Source organism: Shewanella sp. SP1S1-7 (assembly GCF_031932105.1).
GTDB classification, from domain to species: domain Bacteria; phylum Pseudomonadota; class Gammaproteobacteria; order Enterobacterales; family Shewanellaceae; genus Shewanella; species Shewanella baltica.
The window spans coordinates 61,152-80,152 of sequence record NZ_JAUOEU010000006.1 but is presented as its reverse complement, the minus strand read 5'-3'; the positions used below and the strand labels follow the sequence as shown (position 1 = coordinate 80,152).

Annotated in this window: 18 protein-coding genes; all 18 read left to right on the top strand. The window is 39.1% G+C overall.

Going from position 1 to position 19,001, the window contains the following annotated elements; translation table 11 throughout:
- Positions 1 to 127: 127 nt before the first annotated feature.
- The 18 genes from pseB to Q4Q49_RS07000 all read left to right on the top strand — a co-directional run bounded on the left by pseB (position 128) and on the right by Q4Q49_RS07000 (position 18,995).
- Positions 128 to 1,123, top strand: coding sequence for a UDP-N-acetylglucosamine 4,6-dehydratase (inverting) (gene pseB / locus Q4Q49_RS07085; protein ID WP_263196087.1), 996 nt, complete (start codon positions 128 to 130; stop codon positions 1,121 to 1,123).
- Positions 1,123 to 2,268, top strand: a complete 1,146-nt coding sequence (gene pseC / locus Q4Q49_RS07080; RefSeq protein WP_311998983.1) for a UDP-4-amino-4,6-dideoxy-N-acetyl-beta-L-altrosamine transaminase — start codon at positions 1,123 to 1,125, stop codon at positions 2,266 to 2,268. The genes pseB and pseC overlap by 1 nt, the downstream gene beginning before the upstream one ends.
- A complete protein-coding gene (gene pseF / locus Q4Q49_RS07075) occupies positions 2,268 to 2,966 on the top strand; it encodes a pseudaminic acid cytidylyltransferase (RefSeq protein WP_311998982.1) in 699 nt (232 codons plus the stop codon). Before pseC ends, pseF begins: the two co-directional genes overlap by 1 nt.
- A gap of 1 nt (position 2,967) precedes the next feature.
- Entirely contained in the window at positions 2,968 to 4,602 is a 1,635-nt protein-coding gene (gene pseG, locus Q4Q49_RS07070; protein ID WP_311999027.1) for a UDP-2,4-diacetamido-2,4,6-trideoxy-beta-L-altropyranose hydrolase, read from the top strand.
- A gap of 5 nt (positions 4,603 to 4,607) precedes the next feature.
- The gene (locus Q4Q49_RS07065) at positions 4,608 to 5,729 is read left to right on the top strand and encodes a Gfo/Idh/MocA family oxidoreductase (RefSeq protein WP_311998981.1); all 1,122 of its coding nucleotides are present in this window, start codon (positions 4,608 to 4,610) and stop codon (positions 5,727 to 5,729) included.
- Between the two features lie 13 nt (positions 5,730 to 5,742).
- On the top strand, positions 5,743 to 6,792 hold the full coding sequence (gene pseI / locus Q4Q49_RS07060; RefSeq protein ID WP_311890035.1) for a pseudaminic acid synthase: 1,050 nt from the start codon (positions 5,743 to 5,745) through the stop codon (positions 6,790 to 6,792).
- 35 nt (positions 6,793 to 6,827) lie between these two features.
- Positions 6,828 to 7,085: an acyl carrier protein gene (locus tag Q4Q49_RS07055; protein ID WP_311890034.1), complete on the top strand. Its 258-nt coding sequence runs from the start codon at positions 6,828 to 6,830 to the stop codon at positions 7,083 to 7,085.
- Positions 7,085 to 8,677, top strand: a complete 1,593-nt coding sequence (locus Q4Q49_RS07050) for a class I adenylate-forming enzyme family protein (protein ID WP_311998980.1) — start codon at positions 7,085 to 7,087, stop codon at positions 8,675 to 8,677. The genes Q4Q49_RS07055 and Q4Q49_RS07050 overlap by 1 nt, the downstream gene beginning before the upstream one ends.
- The gene (locus Q4Q49_RS07045) at positions 8,677 to 9,780 is read left to right on the top strand and encodes an FkbM family methyltransferase (protein WP_311998979.1); all 1,104 of its coding nucleotides are present in this window, start codon (positions 8,677 to 8,679) and stop codon (positions 9,778 to 9,780) included. The genes Q4Q49_RS07050 and Q4Q49_RS07045 overlap by 1 nt, the downstream gene beginning before the upstream one ends.
- A gap of 7 nt (positions 9,781 to 9,787) precedes the next feature.
- Entirely contained in the window at positions 9,788 to 10,843 is a 1,056-nt protein-coding gene (locus Q4Q49_RS07040) for a putative sugar O-methyltransferase (RefSeq protein ID WP_311998978.1), read from the top strand.
- 49 nt (positions 10,844 to 10,892) lie between these two features.
- The gene (gene rfbF / locus Q4Q49_RS07035) at positions 10,893 to 11,663 is read left to right on the top strand and encodes a glucose-1-phosphate cytidylyltransferase (protein ID WP_263196077.1); all 771 of its coding nucleotides are present in this window, start codon (positions 10,893 to 10,895) and stop codon (positions 11,661 to 11,663) included.
- Complete coding sequence (gene rfbG / locus Q4Q49_RS07030) at positions 11,657 to 12,736, top strand: CDP-glucose 4,6-dehydratase (RefSeq protein WP_263196119.1); 1,080 nt, start codon at positions 11,657 to 11,659, stop codon at positions 12,734 to 12,736. The genes rfbF and rfbG overlap by 7 nt, the downstream gene beginning before the upstream one ends.
- 1 nt (position 12,737) lies before the next feature.
- Positions 12,738 to 14,123, top strand: coding sequence for a lipopolysaccharide biosynthesis protein RfbH (rfbH, locus tag Q4Q49_RS07025; protein WP_263196076.1), 1,386 nt, complete (start codon positions 12,738 to 12,740; stop codon positions 14,121 to 14,123).
- Positions 14,124 to 14,224: 101 nt separating this feature from the next.
- The gene (locus Q4Q49_RS07020) at positions 14,225 to 15,010 is read left to right on the top strand and encodes an aldolase/citrate lyase family protein (protein ID WP_263196075.1); all 786 of its coding nucleotides are present in this window, start codon (positions 14,225 to 14,227) and stop codon (positions 15,008 to 15,010) included.
- A gap of 4 nt (positions 15,011 to 15,014) precedes the next feature.
- Positions 15,015 to 15,680, top strand: a complete 666-nt coding sequence (locus tag Q4Q49_RS07015; RefSeq protein WP_263196074.1) for an HAD family hydrolase — start codon at positions 15,015 to 15,017, stop codon at positions 15,678 to 15,680.
- A gap of 9 nt (positions 15,681 to 15,689) precedes the next feature.
- Complete coding sequence (locus Q4Q49_RS07010) at positions 15,690 to 16,817, top strand: radical SAM/SPASM domain-containing protein (RefSeq protein WP_311890028.1); 1,128 nt, start codon at positions 15,690 to 15,692, stop codon at positions 16,815 to 16,817.
- 19 nt (positions 16,818 to 16,836) lie between these two features.
- On the top strand, positions 16,837 to 17,718 hold the full coding sequence (locus tag Q4Q49_RS07005; RefSeq protein ID WP_311890027.1) for an NAD(P)-dependent oxidoreductase: 882 nt from the start codon (positions 16,837 to 16,839) through the stop codon (positions 17,716 to 17,718).
- Positions 17,715 to 18,995: a radical SAM protein gene (locus tag Q4Q49_RS07000; protein ID WP_311998977.1), complete on the top strand. Its 1,281-nt coding sequence runs from the start codon at positions 17,715 to 17,717 to the stop codon at positions 18,993 to 18,995. The genes Q4Q49_RS07005 and Q4Q49_RS07000 overlap by 4 nt, the downstream gene beginning before the upstream one ends.
- The last annotated feature ends 6 nt before the right edge of the window (positions 18,996 to 19,001 follow it).

The window sequence follows — 19,001 nt, the reverse complement described above, 5'->3', positions numbered from 1 at the left end:
CGTTTTGGTCTTACCGCCAGTGAATTTTGGTATGTTTTTTGCTTTATAACTAATGTTCCAACCTTAGTAGGTTGTGATATACCTAAGTCAGATAGTGTTGGCACTACAGTGATCATTCGGAGCGTATATGTTTGACAATAAATCGATTCTCATAACTGGTGGAACAGGTTCTTTTGGTCAAAAATATACCAAAATGATATTGGCGAAATATAAACCAAAACGGTTGATTATTTTTTCCCGTGATGAGCTAAAACAATACGAAATGCAGCAAGTTTATAACGCGTCTTGTATGCGTTATTTCATTGGTGATGTTCGTGATGCTGATAGACTTGTCCAAGCGTTGAAAGATGTTGATTACGTGATTCATGCCGCTGCGTTAAAACAAGTACCTGCCGCAGAGTACAATCCTATGGAGTGTATTAAAACCAACATTCATGGTGCTGAGAATGTGATCAAAGCAGCAATCGCGAATAAAGTCAGGCGGGTTATCGCATTATCGACAGATAAAGCTGCGAATCCGATCAATTTGTATGGAGCGACTAAGTTGGCTTCTGACAAATTGTTTGTTGCTGGAAATAATATTGTGGGTGAAGGTAATACTCGGTTTTCAGTAGTGCGATACGGTAATGTTGTTGGTTCTCGTGGTTCAGTAGTACCTTTTTTCAAATCATTAGTGAATAACGGTGCCGTTTCTTTACCTATCACTCATCCCGATATGACTCGCTTTTGGATTACCTTGCAAGATGGGGTGGACTTTGTGCTTAAGAATTTTTCCCGGATGCAAGGTGGTGAGATTTTTGTCCCCAAAATTCCGTCTGTTCGCATCACCGACTTAGCTGATGCCTATGGGGCAGGATTAAAGCATGAAATTGTAGGTATACGCCCAGGTGAGAAAATGCATGAAATTATGTGTCCTGGGGATGATTCGCATCATACACTTGAGTTCGATGACCATTTTGTTATTACACCGAGCATTTCATTTTTTGGTAAGAATAATAACTATTCTACTAATATGTTAGGTGAAACAGGCACCTTAGTCGAACAAGGATTTGAGTATCATTCGGGTAATAATCCTCATTTCTTATCAATTGAGCAAATAAAGTTACTCGATGAGGAAGCATAATGATTCCTTATGGACATCAATCAATAAGTCAATCAGACATCGATGCAGTTACGACTGTTTTGACTTCTGACTATCTGACCCAAGGTTCCCAGGTGCCTATGTTCGAATCGGCAGTTGCAACTGTAACTCGGGCAGAGTATGCCATAGCGGGTAACAGTGCGACCTCTATGTTACATGTGGCCTGTTTAGCACTGGGTGTTTTACAACAAGATATTGTTTGGACTTCTCCCATCACTTTTGTAGCATCAGCTAATTGTGCTCTTTATTGTGGTGCTAAGGTTGATTTTGTTGATGTTGATCCCCTCACGGGTAACATGAGTGCAGTTGCTCTCGCTAACAAGCTACAAGAAGCCAAAAAGCAAGGTTGTCTTCCGAAGGTCATCATACCCGTTCATTTATGTGGCCATAGCTGTAATATGGATGTGATAGGAACGCTTGCAAAGCAGTATGGTGTAAGGGTTATAGAAGATGCCTCACATGCTATAGGTGGGCAATATCAGGAGCAATATATTGGTCAGTGTCAGTATAGTGACATTACGGTATTTAGTTTTCATCCTGTTAAAATTATCACTACTGCTGAAGGAGGTGTCGCTACAACTAATTGTGCAGAACTTGCTAAGGCAATGGTTTTTTATCGCAGCCACGGTGTGACACGGGATAAAGAGATGATGCTAAGACCTGATGAAGGGGATTGGTATTATGAGCAGCATTTTTTGGGCTTCAATTATCGTATGACGGACTTACAAGCTGCGTTAGGAAATAGCCAAATTACGCGTCTAGATGAGTTTGTAGCTAAACGTAATCAATTAGCTCGTCGATATCATTTCCTATTGAAAGACACTGGGGTTGAATTTGTCTCTCCGTTAGATAATACACTTAGTGCTTATCATCTTATGATGATTTTATTGCCTGAGAATATTGCCCGTAAAGTGGTTTTTGATGCGATGAGAGCGGCAGGTATTTGTGTACATGTTCACTATTTTCCTGTGCATTTACAGCCGTATTATTTAAATCTAGGTTTTGCTGAGCATGATTTCCCTCAAGCTGAGCAGTTTTATCGCCATTGTTTAACCTTGCCGCTTTATCCCGATCTTAGGGACGAACAGTTAGTTTTTATTACTGAAACATTAAAAGGATTATTGTAGTGAACGTGGCAATAATTCCCGCCCGTGGTGGCAGTAAACGTATACCGAGAAAAAATATTAAGGCATTTAATGGTAAACCCATTATTGCTTATACAATTGAAGCTGCATTAATTAGCGGTTGTTTCGATCGTGTTATAGTATCAACTGACGATGATGAAATTGCCGCGGTTGCGCTGCAATATGGTGCTGAAGTTCCCTTTGTCCGTCCCTTAGCATTAGCCGATGATTTTGCGACGACAGGTGTGGTGGTGACGCATGCGCTTAACTGGTTAATAGAGTCTAACTCTAAGCCTTCGTTTGCTTGCGTTATGTATGCCACGGCCCCCTTTATTCGAGCGGAAATATTAAAAGACGCATTTGCGACATTAAAGCAAAACAAGCATAAAAAGTTTTGCTTTGGCGTAACAGAATTTCCCTCTTCAATTCAACGTGCCTTTAAAATAACGACTCACGGAGATGTTGAGATGTTTCAACCAGAGTATTTTAATACTCGCTCTCAAGATCTTGAAAAAGCTTACCACGATGCAGGTCAGTTCTATTGGGGCACGACAGAAGGCTTCTTGGAGAGTAAGGGGATGTTTTCGAGTGATTCTATACCATATCCATTACCTCGCCACCAAGTTCAAGATATTGACACTCCAGAAGATTGGGCAAGAGCCGAGGCACTATATCAAGTGATGCTCAAGCAAAGTGCCTAAGATGAAGAGGATCGTTTTTAGAGTAAATGCTGGGCAGGGGATCGGGATTGGTCACTTAGTCCGTTGTGCTGTGCTTGCAAGAGAATTGATTCAACAAGGTCATAAATGCCTTTTGGTATTGGGAGCTGTCGAGCAGGAGTTATCCGCATTTGTTGAAGGACTCGATTATATTTCACTCAATTTAGTATCGCCAACTTACCAAGATGAGTCACATGATGCTGCGTTATTTCTGAGCGTAGCGAATAACTTTTACGCAGACTGGGTTGTCGTGGATGACTATTATTTGGGTCGAGATTGGGAGTTATTGATTAAAGCACATGGCTATCAAGTATTGTCTATTGATGATCTTTGTCGCCCCCATGAGTGTGACATCTTGTTAGATGTACGTTGGCGTGGGGACAATACGTCTCTTTATTACCAAGATAAATTGCCTTCACACTGTATGGCCTTACTTGGCCCAGAGTTTGTGCTGTTATCTGAACATTATGAACAAGCTGTTATACATTCGCAGCCTGCGGAACAGCCTTTTACTCTCTTAGTTGGTCTTGGTGGTGGCGGAGATATTGTTACTATTCGTAAGTTAGTGGCGAATTTAGAACCTTTAGCGAAACGAAATCAGATAAAGATTCAGGTTATCCTTGGGCCCCTGTTTGATGACTCTCTAACTTTTATCGCTGAATGTGCGGACACTCCTTGGGTTGAGCCGCTCATTGGTATTAAAGAATTGTACCCTTATCTAAAGGCGTGCGATTTATATATAGGTGCAGCAGGCGGAATTTTATATCAATTGCTTGCGCTCAATAAACCAGCATTGACCTTTTCAACGGCAGAAAACCAAGTCACGCCAATAGAGCAGTTAGAAGATATCGGCCACTTCTTCCATGTTGACCAATGGTGTGAGCAAGATGTTGCTTGTCTTCCTGAATTTGTGGATGCGGTTATAAGGCATAATGGCCGAGTCCAAGGTTTACTTAATTCATCTCGATTTCATTTAGATGGGCTAGGGGCCCAAAGAGTCGTCAAAGCCATGATGGGTGAATTTACACCTGAGGAGAAAGTGAAACATTCTGCACCGTGTGTTGAGTTGATCCTCTCGAAACATCATAGTTTACGTCCTGTTAGCGATCGAGATATTAATCATTACCTTGATAGCCGTAACTTAGCAGCTAATGCGCAAAATATGATTAATGTGCAGCCCATTCCGCGTTTAGCGCACTATGCATGGTGGTTCAACACACAACGTGAGTCTTATTTACTGTCAAAAAACGGACAAGCTTGCTTGTATATTTGGCATCAAGTGAGACAAGTTGCACAACTGCATTTTTTAATTGGCGGTTGGTTTGTTTGTGACGATGACACGGGATTCCAAGATGCGCTACTTGCACTTAATTGGCAGTTAACTCATTGTGATAAAAAGTATTCTGGTATTCCTTGGATTGCGGTTATTCATCGTGAGAACAAGTATGTGAAGCTGATGAATGATTATCTTGGCTTTGAGACAATAGACGAAACGCATCCCTATGCTTCAGCCATTGGCACGGTATTTGCTGATGCACATTATAGTCAGTTTTTCTTTGTAACTCGGACGACTAAGCCAGATCCGCAGCTACACAATATACAGGTGGTGGCAAAATGATCGCTATGGAAGTAACCCCACAACCGTTGAAGTTGGGATTTATTGGCGGTTCTTATACTTCGGCCGTGGGTTACGCCCATGGTGCGGCTAGTCAGTTGGACGGGCGTTGGCAATTAGTTTCTGGATGCTTTTCACGCGATATAGATACCAGTTTAAAAACTGGCGCGACATGGCATCTTCCTGCAGATCGTGTGTATTCCGATTGGCAGCAATATATTGCCAAAGAGGCGGCGTTGCTCGATGCCGTTGTCGTGCTAACTCCAACACCAAGTCACGTTGATGTCGTATGTGCCTTGCTGCAAGCAGGAGTCGCTGTTATATGTGAAAAAGCGATGGCGGCGGATTTACAGCAATCGATAGCGATCCAAAAAGCCCTCGATGAGACTAAAGGATTCCTCGCTGTGACCTTTAACTACAGCGGTTATCCTATGGTGCGAGTGTTACGCAGGCATGTACAAGAAGGCACTTTTGGGGAGCTTAAACAGATCCAAATTGAGTTTCACTCAGATGGTTTTATTCAAGCACCAGAAAAAATGCATCCTCAAGCTTGGCGTTTGGTGGATGGTGCAATCCCTACGATTTTATTAGATCTTGCCGTGCATGTGCAGCATCTGAGTGAGTTTATTACTGGACAAATTCCCTTGAGCGTAAATGCCGATTTTCATCATTTCTCGATTTTTGATGGCATAGTCGATGACGCCTATTTGTGGGCAAAATTTGAAAAGGGGATGCGGGCTTCCTATTGGGTTAGTAAGACAGCTTTAGGCCATCGTAATGGGCTTAGAGTCAGATTATTTGGTGAACAGGCGAGTGCAGAGTGGTATCAGGAGGAGCCGGAGCGTCTGCATATCTACGGTAAAGACTCTGTTCGGATGACTTATGATAGAGGCAATTGTCATTTTAAAGAAGAAGTCCGCGAACGCTTTAAACCTGGACATCCCGCTGGCTTTGTTGAAGCTTTTGCTAATCTTTATAACGATATTGCCGATGCACTAGTTATGTTCCGTAAAAAGGGGCAATTTCAGTCGCCTTATGTATTTGGTTGGCAGCATGCCCATGATGGTCTCGTTATGTTAGACGCTGTTGTACAGTCAAATAAAACTGAGAGATGGGTTGAGATAAATTAAAGGTTATGTGCAAATGAAGATTAATATTGGTGAGCGCGGGATTGGTGACGAAGAGCCCTGTTATGTGATTGCTGAGTTATCGGGAAATCATGGCGGAGATATCCGTAAAGCAGTTACCCTACTTAAAGCCGCTGCCGATGCGGGAGCCGATGCCATTAAACTGCAAGTATATCGTCCTGATACTATTACGCTAAATGTGGATCATGGTGATTTTGCTATCCCAATGGATAACGCATGGGCAGCTTATAAAAACCTTTATGAATTATATGAATATGCTCATACTCCTTGGGAATGGCTACCTGAATTATTTGCCGAGGCCGCGAAACTTGGGGTTGAGTTATTTGGTTCTGTCTTCGACGAGACGTCAGTCGACGAGCTAGAAAAATTTGCTGTAAAGGCTTATAAAATAGCGTCTCCCGAAATTGTCGATCTAGCATTGCTAGAAAAAGTCGCCAAGACAGGTAAGCCAGTCATAGTCTCTACTGGGCTGGCAAGCTTAGAAGATATTTGCCGTGCGGTAACTTGTCTTAAGCAACACGGTTGTGAGCAAATAATTTTACTCAAATGCACAACAGCCTATCCTACACCTCCAGCAGAAGTTAACCTAAAAACGATACAGCATTTAAAAGACACATTCCAATGTCCTGCTGGACTTTCTGACCATACAGTTGGTATAGGCGTATCGATTGCAGCTGTTGCGTTAGGCGCAAATGTAATTGAAAAACATATAAAATTGGATGATGGAGAAGAAACTGTCGATAGCTTCTTTTCACTCACAGTCGCTGAATTTCAAACGATGCTGGCAGAGATCCGTCGAGCGGAATTGGCGGTTGGCAAAGTAGATTACAGCTTAACGCCCGGTGCGAATAAGAATCGAAATGGACGACGCTCACTGTATATTTCGGCACCGATGCAGCAGGGCGATATTTTTACTGAGCTGAATGTTAAATCTGTGCGGCCAGGTTTCGGTCTTGACCCACAATATAAGTCACTAATTTTGGGGCGCAAAGCGGGTAAAGATCTCATCGCTGGCGACAGATTAAGCTGGGATGTTATTCAATAGTCTGAAATGTTTCATTTAAAAATGGGTGAGTAGTAATGACAATAAATGACGTGACAAATTTTATCATCGATTATGTGCGGCAACATTTAGAAGATGACAGTCAGATTATTGATGAAAATTGCAATTTTGTTTCAACTGGCTACTTAGACTCATTTGCTATTTTGAGTCTTATCATGACATTAGAAAGTCAATACGAGATTAAGTTCGCGCCAAGTGAACTCGCAGAGTCTGAGCTCCAAGTCATAGGTAATTTAGCGCAAGTGGTGGTGAATAAAATTGCGGGTAGAGACTGATGTCTTGCTTATATGAGAGATTTAGGCTGGTTGCCCAGCAGTTTCATGATAAAACTGCGTTGATCGATGGCGATGAGTGTTATACCTATGGCCAGCTGTTGTCACTCATTGAATTATGGTGCAAGCAGATTGTACTGATTTGCCAAACTCAAAGACCGCGAGTAGCGCTGTTAACTGACTCTCTATTACATTCTTTTACTGTCTCTGTTGCGATCGCAAAATTAGATGGTGCATGTATACCTACGAATGCACAAATGCTGGCACCACAGTTGTTGGCCGGATGGAACGCGACAGATGTTAATCTTGTGGTTTACGATCGTAGTGTTAGCGCAAAAGTGCATTCTTTAGCCTTGCCGTTTGGTATTATAGCCACTGATGCATTGGCGATACCTACGGGGAATATTCCTTCCAATCACAATACTTACGCTAATAATATTGAATTTACTCAAGATGATTGCCATGCGTCAGAAGCGCTTAGCTCGTTGGTCCAAGAAGCCATAGATAACGACTTTTTGATCACCCTTTCATCTGGCTCAACCGGTGATCCTAAACCTATTGTGGTGTCACAAAGTGTCAAACTTGCAAGAGCGCAACAGACTTGGGATCTGTATCATTTAACGTCTGACGATGTAGTGCTATGTGCTTCACCATTTTTTCATTCTTTAGGTCAGCGACTTAGTTTTGTACCCTTATTATTGGGAGCCACTTTAGTGAGATTGGCCCCCTTTACGCCAAAACAGTGGTTAGTGTTAGTTGAGCAACATGCGGTGAGTTTTGTGATCAGTGTCTCGTCGCACCTGTATGCCTTAAAAGATGAACTACTCGATAACGCGATAGCATTAAAGTCACTGAAAACTATAGTGACGTCATCAGCTCCTATAGATGCGGCTTTTAAAGAGAAAATTTTTGACGCAATTGGCTGTGATTTTCACGAAATTTATGGCGCGACAGAAATTGCCGTCGCAACCAATTTAGCGCCCTGTGATGCAAAATTTAAATTTAATACTGTCGGCTACCCATGTGAAGCGATCGATGTTCGAATACTCAATTCAAATCTATGCGTCTGTGGGATCAATGAGGTTGGGGAAATAGCAGTAAGGTCTCCACTAGCGTTTAGCGGTTATTACCATAAACCTGAATTAACATTGGCTGCGTGGCATGGAGATTATTTTCTAACTGGCGATCTCGGTAAACTCGATAGCGAAGGTTTTTTAACTTACGTTGGTCGTAAAAAAGACGTTATTATTTCGGGGGGCATCAATATATATCCGAAGGATATTGAGGCTGTACTCTCCACGCATGAAAGAGTGTTAGAAGTGGCTGTTATCGGTGTAGATGACCAGTTGCTAGGTGAAGTTATCGTCGCCATCTGTATTGTAAAAGATGCAGATCGTTTAGAGCCACAGCTTCGAGCCTTAATCAACCGTTCATTAGCGCCTTTTCAGCGTCCTCTAAAATACTTTTTCCCAGAAAAATTGCCATTAACGGCAACGGGAAAAGTGTCTAAGAAATTGTTGAGGGAACAGTATAATTCCTTAAATAATGGTTGGACAGCCGTACTTGAAACGATGTTGTACGGGGGGAAAGGCTAATGAGTGAAAGGTATATTTTTGGTGCAGGCATTCAAGGTGAAATTTTTTTTCAAAGTTTTCAATTCTCATCGATCACACTTGATGGTTTTATTGATGCCTATAGTCAACAGACTCATCTATATGACTTGCCGATAATACGCCAAGAAGATATCGAGAACAAAGACGCCGAAATATATATATCAGTAGGGTTATTAAGTCGACGTATCAAGTCTGAGCTTGTGGCACAGGGCTTTACTAGAGTATATGACTTTACAGAGTCCATTTTTGCTTGTCCTGCTATTATCCAACAATTAATTCCCCACAGTCTTTGGTATTCAGCCGTGATTGATGAAATGGTGGAACTCGAGCAATTGGCAAAAGTAAGGGGTCTGTTATTTGATGATAAGAGTCGGCAATTATTAGATCAAATAGTTCGTTTTCGTCAACATCATCGAGTTGAAGATTATCCAATCCCCGATCCTCATATTCAATATTTTGCTGAAGATATACCTGTTTTTAACCATTTGTCAGCACTGCGTTTTATTGATGCGGGTGCATATAATGGCGATACGTTAACCTCATTATTTACCGCTGCGCAATTACATGCACTACCGGTAGAATACTGCGCTAGTTTTGAGCCTGACCCCATTAATCTATATAAATTAAACTGTAGAGTTAAAGCATTGGGGTTGGAACATCAGGGGCGAGTATTTATTTACCCTGCTGGCGTATGGAGTAAGTGCTGTTTGTTAGCTTTTGATGCTGAACACAGTACTTCAAGCCGATTAACCGGAACCACGGGATCACAAGATAATTTGGTGAGTTGTGTGGCACTCGATGACGTGGTTTTTGGAGGATCACCCAACTTTATCAAAATGGACATAGAAGGGGCTGAAAAGGCGGCTCTTTTAGGGGCAAAGAATATTATTCAAACATATCGCCCTGTTTTGGCAATTTGTCTCTATCACAATCCTAGCGATTTATGGGATATTCCTTTGATGATCAACGATATGGTTCCAGACTATGACATGTACATTAGAGTCTATGGTGATATGTTATTGGAAACTGTGCTGTATTGTATCCCAAAAAAACGCAATGAAAATGTTGGACCCGATAAGGAATAATAAATATATGTGGAAAGAGCAAGTTAACGCCATGATATCAGACATGCGTAATGCGGATCCCAGTTATCAGCCAAGTCACTTCTGGCAACATGGTGCAAAGAGCTTGCAGCAGGATCTAGCCGATTACGGGATTGAAAATTTTCGAACGCTAAATAGCGCCCTAGGCTATTTCGTTCCAACATATTTATTTCATGGCTGGGTTTTACAGCCAGAACGTTATCAAAATATGTTAACTGTTTGTGATGGCGTCCTTCAAAATGACCGGCGCGCCATGATGTCAATGACGGAGTTTTTATCGGGTGAAACTCATGCTAAAAGTGACTATCGAGTGTATAAAGCGAGTGAGCAGTTACGTGCCCCGTTTACACAAAATTTCAGTGAAAGCCATGTAGGCAACCCATTAGAACAGTTTGAGTTTGATGGACATTTTTATAGTCGCTCTAGTTTAAATTATCTACTAGGATTAAATTTTCTTAAGCAACATATACAAGATATTTCGGTCAAAACTGTCTTAGAAATCGGTGGTGGTTTCGGTTCACTCGGTGAGATTCTACTAAGTGATAGCAGAAATGAGACTTTTTATATAAACGTAGATATTCCTCCGACCTGTCTCTTTTCCAGTTATTATTTAAAACAGGTATTGGGTGCACATCTTGTGGCAGATTATGCCCAGTTACAAATTTACCCAGATTTGAATATTGATACACTACGTACTGAGTTTAGTGCCGTAGTCATGTGTCCTTGGCAGTTACCTGAACTCACTGGCGAAATTGATCTTTTTGTGAATTTTATCTCCTTCCAAGAAATGGAGCCTGAAATAGTACAAAATTATCTGCAACATGTAACACGGTTAAAAAGTAAATACGTGCTATTGCGTAATCTTCGCGAAGGAAAACAGGTCGCAAAAGACCACTCTCATGTTGGTGTTAAAGTGCCTATCTTGGGAGATGATTATGATAAATTCTTACCTGAGTACGAGCTTATTGCCACAAATGTATTACCTTTTGGTTTTCAAACAATTGATAAATTTCATTCAGAATTACGACTTTACAAAAGAAGTTAATATACATAAGCCTTGTCAAAATTAGGTTAGTGAAATAAGGAATTAAGTTATGAAAGCGGTTATTTTGGCTGGTGGATATGGAACACGTATTTCTGAAGAAACTTTGTTCAAACCAAAACCGATGATTGAAATTGGTGGTAAACCGATTTTATGGCATATAATGAAGCTATATTCCGCTTATGGTATTAATGACTTTATAATTTGTTGTGGGTACAAGGGATATGTAATTAAAGAGTATTTTGCAAATTATTTTCTTCATATGTCCGATGTGACCTTTGATATGCGAAATAATAAGATGGAAGTACATCATCAGATGGTTGAGCCTTGGAGGGTAACCTTAGTCGATACAGGTCAAGAGACTATGACTGGAGGACGATTAAAACGAGTAGCCGAATATATTGAAGGAGAATCAGCTTTTTGTTTTACATATGGTGATGGGCTCTGCGATGTTAATATCCAGAATGTAATTGATTTTCATATGGCTAAAAAAGTGAAAGCGACTTTAACTGCAACTCAAGCCCCAGGCCGTTTTGGAGCGCTCAATATTTCTGGTGACCTTGTAACGACCTTTAAAGAAAAACCAAAGGATGATAGTTCTCTGATTAATGGTGGTTTTTTTGTTTTATCTCCTGAAGTATTAAATTATATTGAGGGTGATAACACTAGTTGGGAAGAGGGACCTGTACAAATGCTTGCAGAGGAAAATAATCTCGCAGTGTTTAAACATAATGGTTTCTGGCAACCCATGGACACACTTAGAGATCAGAAATACCTTCAGGAAATGTGGCAGAATAATCAGGCACCGTGGAAGATATGGTAACAAATCAGCAATTTTTTAAGGGAAAAAAAATCTTAATCACAGGACATACTGGGTTTAAGGGGAGTTGGCTTTGTTGTCTGCTTAAACATTATGGTGCAGAAGTCATTGGTTTCTCTCTTGCCCCTTTAACCCAGCCTAATATGTTTACCTTGTTAAATATCAATGCGAATATTGAGTCTATTATTGGTGACATCCGAGACTTTGATACTATAAAAAGAGTGTTAATCGATCATCAACCTGAGATTGTCATTCACATGGCAGCGCAAGCATTAGTTCGTCATAGTTATGACCATCCTGTTGAAACTTATAGCACTAATGTAATGGGTCTTATTAATGTTTTTGAAGCAATACGATTAACAGAGAGTGTTAAATGTGTCCTCAATGTAACTTCCGATAAGTGCTATCAAAACAGGGAATGGCATTGGGGATATCGAGAAAGTGATTCCCTTGGTGGATTAGATCCTTACAGTAGTAGCAAAGCATGTTCAGAGTTAGTTACCAGTTGTTACCGTAATTCTTATTTAAGTCAATCTGGAGTGATCGTGGCTTCAGCAAGAGCGGGAAACGTTATTGGTGGTGGTGATTGGTCTGAAGATCGATTAGTGCCAGATCTAGTTCAAGCTTTCAGTTTACAACAGATAGCAAGTATTCGAAATCCGAGTGCTATCCGTCCGTGGCAACATGTTTTGGAACCTTTATCTGGTTACTTAGAACTGATCAATTACCTTTTGAGTCGTGATGGGAATCCTGATGAAACTTCTTACGCTTGGAATTTTGGTCCAGCAGAAACCGATGCAAAAACTGTTGAATGGGTAGCGCAACAGCTAGCAAAAAACTGGGGAGATGGTGCATATGTCAAAAGTGAACCTCAAATTAATGCTCCACACGAAGCTCATTTTCTTAAGTTAGATACATCTAAGTCACGCAGTATTTTAAATTGGCAATCTAAGTGGGAAATTGAACTGGCCATTGAGAAAACGATAGAGTGGTACAGTGGGTTTTATCAAGGTAAGAATATGGCATCAATAACCCAAACACAGATTCATGAATATTTGAATGATAAAGGTGATTAGCTTGACTGATACTTCTAAAAAATTGACAAAAATTAGAAAAGATATCGCTGATTTGGTCAAAGAGTATGCTGCAATTAAAGCCATACCCCAAAAATTTTATGGTGGTGATACGCCTATTCCACCTTCTGGAAAGCTTATTGGGGTTGATGAATACTCCAACATGGTTGAAGCATCACTTGATGGATGGTTAACAACAGGCAGATTTAATGACACTTTTGAAACTGATTTGTCATCAATACTAGATATAAAAAATGTCTTAACGACTAATTCAGGTTCTTCAGCAAATTTATTAGCGTTAGCAGCATTAACTTCATCACGCTTAGGTGACAGAGCATTATTACCTGGTGATGAAGTTATTACAGTTGCTGCAGGCTTTCCTACAACGGTTAATCCATTAATTCAATATGGATTAATACCAGTGTTCGTTGATGTTATGCTGCCAACATATAATATTAATCCTGATTTAATCGAAGAAGCTATCAGTAAAAAAACCAAAGCCATTATGTTAGCTCATACTTTAGGTAATCCATTTGATATTGATGTGATTATGCATTTGGCTAAAAAATATAATCTATGGGTAATTGAAGATTGCTGCGATGCATTAGGATCGACTTATCAACCATCATTGGCTTATTCTAAAGGACGTAATACACGTATTGAATCTGGCGTGGAGCGTTTGGTTGGCACTTTTGGTGATTTGGGGACATTGAGTTTTTATCCTGCACATCATATTACAATGGGTGAAGGTGGGGCTGTATTTACGGATAGTGCGCTTCTAAAGAGTACTGTAGAGTCATTTCGCGATTGGGGACGGGATTGTTATTGTGCTCCAGGAAAAGATAATACCTGCAATAAACGTTACTGTTGGAAGCTAGGGAGTTTACCTCAAGGTTATGACCACAAGTATATTTATAGCCACGTAGGTTACAACTTAAAGATTACTGATATGCAAGCGGCCTGTGGTTTAGCACAATTAGGTCATTTAGCTGAGTTTATTATGGCTAGAAAACGCAATTTTGAGTATCTAAAGACGGGCTTAAAATCTTGTGAAGAATACCTTATCTTACCTGAAGCAACGCCGAAGTCATCACCCTCTTGGTTTGGTTTTCCATTAACATTAAAACGTGATAAGGGCATCGAACGCTTAACATTACTTCAGTTTTTGGAATCTCGGCGAATAGGTACCAGACTTTTATTTGCTGGCAATGTAACTCGTCAGCCCTACATGAAAGATAAAAAATATCGAGTCTCAGGTCGTCTTAATACGACTGATTTAGTGATGGAAAGCTCATTTTGGATTGGTGTCCAACCAGCGTTAACAACGGAAATGCTAGATTATGTAATTGAATCTTTTGAAGATTTTTTCTTAAAAGAAAAAAGACTTTAGTTTTTTTGTAATCAGGTCGATACAAGTGTGTTAATGCTTGCGTGCTGATTTATAGGGTAGCTTGAGAAAGGAGAAGGACTATTAATACTTTAGAAAGAGAAATGCTTAATATTCTTAAGCAACTCAAAGATAACCATGGTGTCGTTGCCGTTAAAGCAGAATTTGAGGCAGAAGGTACTCGAAGTGATGAGTTTTTACGTTTGTTAGAGATCACTCGCAGAGCAGGCTTAGATGTAGCACTAAAAATTGGCGGCGCTGAGGCAATTCGCGATTTATTTGAAGCAAAACAATTCGGAGCTGATTACGTTGTTGCGCCTATGGTTGAAACGCCTTATGCATTAAGCAAATATATAGGAGCATATGAAACTGCGTTTACAAAGGACGAACTCGAGGATACTTCATTCTTATTCAATGTTGAGACAAAGACAACATTTAACAACCTAGCGCAAATTATTGATGTGATAGTTTCATCTGCGACTAAACCTGGAATTGTCTTTGGCCGTGTTGATTTTACTCAATCAAATGGAATGAAGCGTGGTGATGTTAATTCTGACAAAATTCTTGAATATTGTCTCGAGGTTGCTCGACAATGTAAGTTAGCAGGTATTGAGTTTGTAGTTGGTGGTGGTGTGTCATTAGATGCAATCGATTTTTTGCAAGCTCTAAAGGCAACGTATCTAACTCGTTTTGAAACAAGGAAAATCATTTTCAATGCAGATGCTTTGTCCATGGCTAAGCTCAGAAAGGGGTTGCTATTAGCTGTTGAGTTTGAACTGTTATGGCTTCAGAATAAGCATAATTACTATGCATGTATTGCTAAAGAAGATGAAACTCGGCTGGAATTGCTATCTACTCGAGTATTACAACTTCGGCAAGAAGTTGGCTAATTAGATGTCTATTCAGTTAGTTATTTTCGATCTTGATGGAACTTTGGTTGATAGTGCCAGAGAAGTGACGCAAGTTATTAATGAAATGCGTCGAGTTCGTGATCTTAAGCCTTTAAACCAAGATAGTCTATTGCAGGAGATGGGTCATGGAGCCGATAGGATTTTATCCTTGGCACTTCCTCAGTCAATTGAACCCGTTACATGTCTTGTTGCAGAGTTTCGGGACCGTTATAAATTGATATCAACACCGAAATCTTCTCTCTATCCAAATGTAGAAGCAACACTCAAGTTTTTGAAAAAAATTGGTTTTAAGTTAGCTGTATGCACAAATAAACCTTCAGCGCTCTGTGATAAAGTTTTACTTGAAACTGAAATTGCAGAGTATTTTGACGTTGTTATATCAGGTAGGCCTGATCATATAGCGAAACCGAATGCTGAACCTGTCTTAAGAGTGTTACAACAACTTGGCCTAGAACCTGCTAGTGCATTATTAGTTGGGGATACCACCATTGATCAAAAAGCGGCTAAGGCGGCCAATGTGCCCTTTATTTTTTTCAGCTCGGGCTATGATGATGGTGTAGCAAGAGGAGATATATATTGTGATATCAATGATATGTCGCAGCTCTTAGCTATGCGTCCGTTTAGCTTTAAAACTATTTCGTGTATATAGGACCCAACTATGACTAACGATGAGATTGTCGCCAAAGTACAACCGCGAATATATTCAGCGGTAAAAGTACCCATTGAAGATAGAGTACCTTTAAAAACACCATTTTCAGTTCATATAGATGTGTCAAGTATTTGCAATTACCGCTGTAGTTTTTGTTTTCAAGCCGACAATAGAGCAATGAAAAAGGTTGACTTGAAGCGTGGGAAAATGAGCGTGGAAATGTTCAAGAAGATTGTTAATGATCTTGCTGAATTCCCTGAAAAGATTAAAAAAATTAAAATTGGTAATCATGGGGAACCTACATTACACCAAGATCTTCCTGAAATGATTAAGTATGCTAAAGAAAAAAATGTTGCAGAAATTATCGAAGTTTTTACTAATGGTTCGAAGTTAACACCTGAGTTAAACCGTGCACTAGTGGATGCTGGATTACAACGTATTAATGTATCAATTGAAGGTTTAAGTGATGAAAGATACATGCAGGTTGCCGGTGTAAAGCAGAATTTTAATGAGATAGTTGAAGGTGTAAGACATCTTCATAGCATTAAAGGGCCTGAACTTACTATTTATGTGAAAATCGCGGACCAAACAAGTGCTCTTGATAAAGGTAATAACACAACATTCATTCTAGATGAAACAGAACGTCAATATTTTTTTGATACTTTTGGTGGTATTTGCGATGAAATTTTCATAGAGAAAATAGTACCTCAATGGGCAGAAACACAACTCGATAAGCAAAATGAAGTTGCTAAAACGGGGATGTATAATCAAAAAATAAAAAAATATAAAGATATTTGTCCGTTCACATTCATGTATTTGCATTTTAATTGTGATGGTCAAACTAGTCCTTGTACTTTGGATTGGCCAAGAAAGGTTGTCATTGGCAATGTAAATGAACAAAGTGTAAAAGAAATATGGGAAGGAAAGTCTCTACATCAATTACGAGTTGCTATGCTAAAAGGACGAAGAGAGCAGATTAATTTTTGTAATAACTGTTCTGCTCCTATGGTTTGTGTTGATGAGGATCTTGATCCACATAAGGAAAAAGTTTTAGCAGCGTTAAATGCATTAGATGAATCACTTGATGATAATGAGTGGATACAGTCTAATGAGTGGAAAATAAAAGAAATATTATAATTAACTATAGGTGAGTGAAATGTCTGTTGGTATAAAATTACTGGTGTTGGGATCCAATGGTTTTATTGGTAAAAACGCAGTGGAATATTATTCTGCGAAAGGTTATGAAGTATACTCACCAAAAAGACATGAGTTGAATTTACTTGATACGTGTGCTGTAGAAAAATATCTAGCGAATTTATGCCCAGATGTTGTCTTAATGAGTGCTGTAAATATCAACTCATTAAATGAAAATTTGATTTTATATTTTAACTTAGCCCGATGTTCACATCTTTTTGGTCGGATGATTACAATAGGTTCAGGTGCAGAATATGATATGAAAAATTACGAACCTATGATGAGTGAGGAATATTTTGGTAAGCATATCCCATCAGATACATATGGGTTGTCAAAATTTGTTATTTCAAATGATGTTGAAAAGTTTTCTAATAACATTGTTAATTTGCGAGTGTTTGGAATATTTGGTAAGTATGAGGATTATTCTCGTAGGTTTATTTCTAACAATATCTGTAGAATACTTTCTGGATTAGAAGTTTCTATTAATCAAGATATGTTTTTTGATTATCTTTATGTAGATGATTTTTTGTTGGCTGCTGAAATATTTTTTAAATCAGAATTTGTTTATAGGAATTATAATATATGTAGCGGTTATTCGATATCTTTGTTTAAGCTCGCCGAAATCATTAATGAAGTCGGTAATACAGATTCTGCAGTATTTGTAAAGCAGGAGGGGAGCAGAGGTGAATATTCAGGAAACAACTCACGTTATGTGAGTGAATTTGGCCCCTTAAAAATTACTCCATTTAAAGATTCAATTTCAAACCTTTATAAATGGTATGAAAAGCATCCTCAAAAAAATCAAATTTGTCAAAAAATCATCGAGATGGAACAGCTCAAATGATAAAATCAAAAGTGAGTTTACTGGTTCAGTTAGAAAAACGTCCAATCGTGATATGGGGCGCTAGAATGACGGGTATGGGGTTCTTACGTTTTTCTCTTGCAAACTCACTTAATATTGTCCGGTTTATTGACTCAGATCTTGCATTGCAGAATAAATTAGTCAATGACGTATTAGTTAGCTCACCAGATGTTTTGGCTACGATGAAAAAAGAGTATGAAAATTTAGCTATTGTTATTGCTGTATCATTAAAAGAGTCTGAAATTATTTCAATGCTAATGGATATGGGATTTTCTGCCCATGATTACATTTTGTATTCTGATTATTGCGAGTCTTTCTATACCATTGATATTATGGGGTCGTGTAATCTTAAGTGTCCATCTTGCGCACATAGTATAGATGGCGACAAAACGCCAATTGGTCGCATGCCATTGAATAACCTTGAAAAAGTGGTTGATAAGATTATTGGTGAGAACGAAATCGTAACTCACGTTAGCTTGTATAGCTGGGGTGAGCCATTTTTACATAAAAATTTACCTGAAATTATTTCATATTTACATGTAAACGGCATAGCTGTAGCACTATCCAGTAATTTATCTATCGACTCAGATGAATTATTGGGTAACGTTATTCGACAGTCACCTGAATATCTCAAAGTATCGTTGTCTGGTTATTATCCAGACACATATGAAAAAACTCATACGGGTGGAAATATTGATTTAGTAAAATCAAATATGTATCGTTTGAGATATTATTTAGATAAGTTTAAATCTAAAACCTTTGTTGATGTAAATTATCATTTGTACAATGATAATAATGGATTAAATTTAGAAAAAATGCGGATGCTTTGTGAAGAGTTAAAATTCTCTCTTTCAACTACTTACTCACTTGTTATGCCTCTTGAGCGTTGCTTAGACTATCTAGATGGAATTCATGACCCACAGACAGAAAAATTGAATTCAATGCTATTAGTAAATATTGAAGAGGGATTAGAGGCAAGTTCTAAGTATCGTTCTAAAATTTGTCCATTTAAAGAAAATCAGATAAATATTAACTGGGATTTAAAGGTACCAGTTTGCTGTACTGTTTTTAATCGAGATGGCATTACTGTTTCTGATAACTATCTTGAATCTACATTGGAGCAAATTAACTCAAATAAAAATAGTGCTAAGATTTGTGGTAAATGCATTAAATATGGTTTGCCTGCCTATAATATGGGTTTGAATCAGCAAAAATGGAAAGAAATTGCATCGACTAAGATTAGTCTTGACCATCAATAGCTAGAT

Bases quoted from the DNA above. Each gene is read 5' to 3' on its own strand.
- pseB (WP_263196087.1), top strand. From the start codon at position 128: ATGTTTGACAATAAATCGATTCTCATAACTGGTGGAACAGGTTCTTTT.
- pseC (WP_311998983.1), top strand. From the start codon at position 1,123: ATGATTCCTTATGGACATCAATCAATAAGTCAATCAGACATCGATGCA.
- pseG (WP_311999027.1), top strand. From the start codon at position 2,968: ATGAAGAGGATCGTTTTTAGAGTAAATGCTGGGCAGGGGATCGGGATT.
- Q4Q49_RS07065 (WP_311998981.1), top strand. From the start codon at position 4,608: ATGGAAGTAACCCCACAACCGTTGAAGTTGGGATTTATTGGCGGTTCT.
- pseI (WP_311890035.1), top strand. From the start codon at position 5,743: ATGAAGATTAATATTGGTGAGCGCGGGATTGGTGACGAAGAGCCCTGT.
- Q4Q49_RS07055 (WP_311890034.1), top strand. From the start codon at position 6,828: ATGACAATAAATGACGTGACAAATTTTATCATCGATTATGTGCGGCAA.
- Q4Q49_RS07050 (WP_311998980.1), top strand. From the start codon at position 7,085: ATGTCTTGCTTATATGAGAGATTTAGGCTGGTTGCCCAGCAGTTTCAT.
- Q4Q49_RS07045 (WP_311998979.1), top strand. From the start codon at position 8,677: ATGAGTGAAAGGTATATTTTTGGTGCAGGCATTCAAGGTGAAATTTTT.
- Q4Q49_RS07040 (WP_311998978.1), top strand. From the start codon at position 9,788: ATGTGGAAAGAGCAAGTTAACGCCATGATATCAGACATGCGTAATGCG.
- rfbF (WP_263196077.1), top strand. From the start codon at position 10,893: ATGAAAGCGGTTATTTTGGCTGGTGGATATGGAACACGTATTTCTGAA.
- rfbG (WP_263196119.1), top strand. From the start codon at position 11,657: ATGGTAACAAATCAGCAATTTTTTAAGGGAAAAAAAATCTTAATCACA.
- Q4Q49_RS07020 (WP_263196075.1), top strand. From the start codon at position 14,225: ATGCTTAATATTCTTAAGCAACTCAAAGATAACCATGGTGTCGTTGCC.
- Q4Q49_RS07015 (WP_263196074.1), top strand. From the start codon at position 15,015: ATGTCTATTCAGTTAGTTATTTTCGATCTTGATGGAACTTTGGTTGAT.
- Q4Q49_RS07010 (WP_311890028.1), top strand. From the start codon at position 15,690: ATGACTAACGATGAGATTGTCGCCAAAGTACAACCGCGAATATATTCA.
- Q4Q49_RS07005 (WP_311890027.1), top strand. From the start codon at position 16,837: ATGTCTGTTGGTATAAAATTACTGGTGTTGGGATCCAATGGTTTTATT.
- Q4Q49_RS07000 (WP_311998977.1), top strand. From the start codon at position 17,715: ATGATAAAATCAAAAGTGAGTTTACTGGTTCAGTTAGAAAAACGTCCA.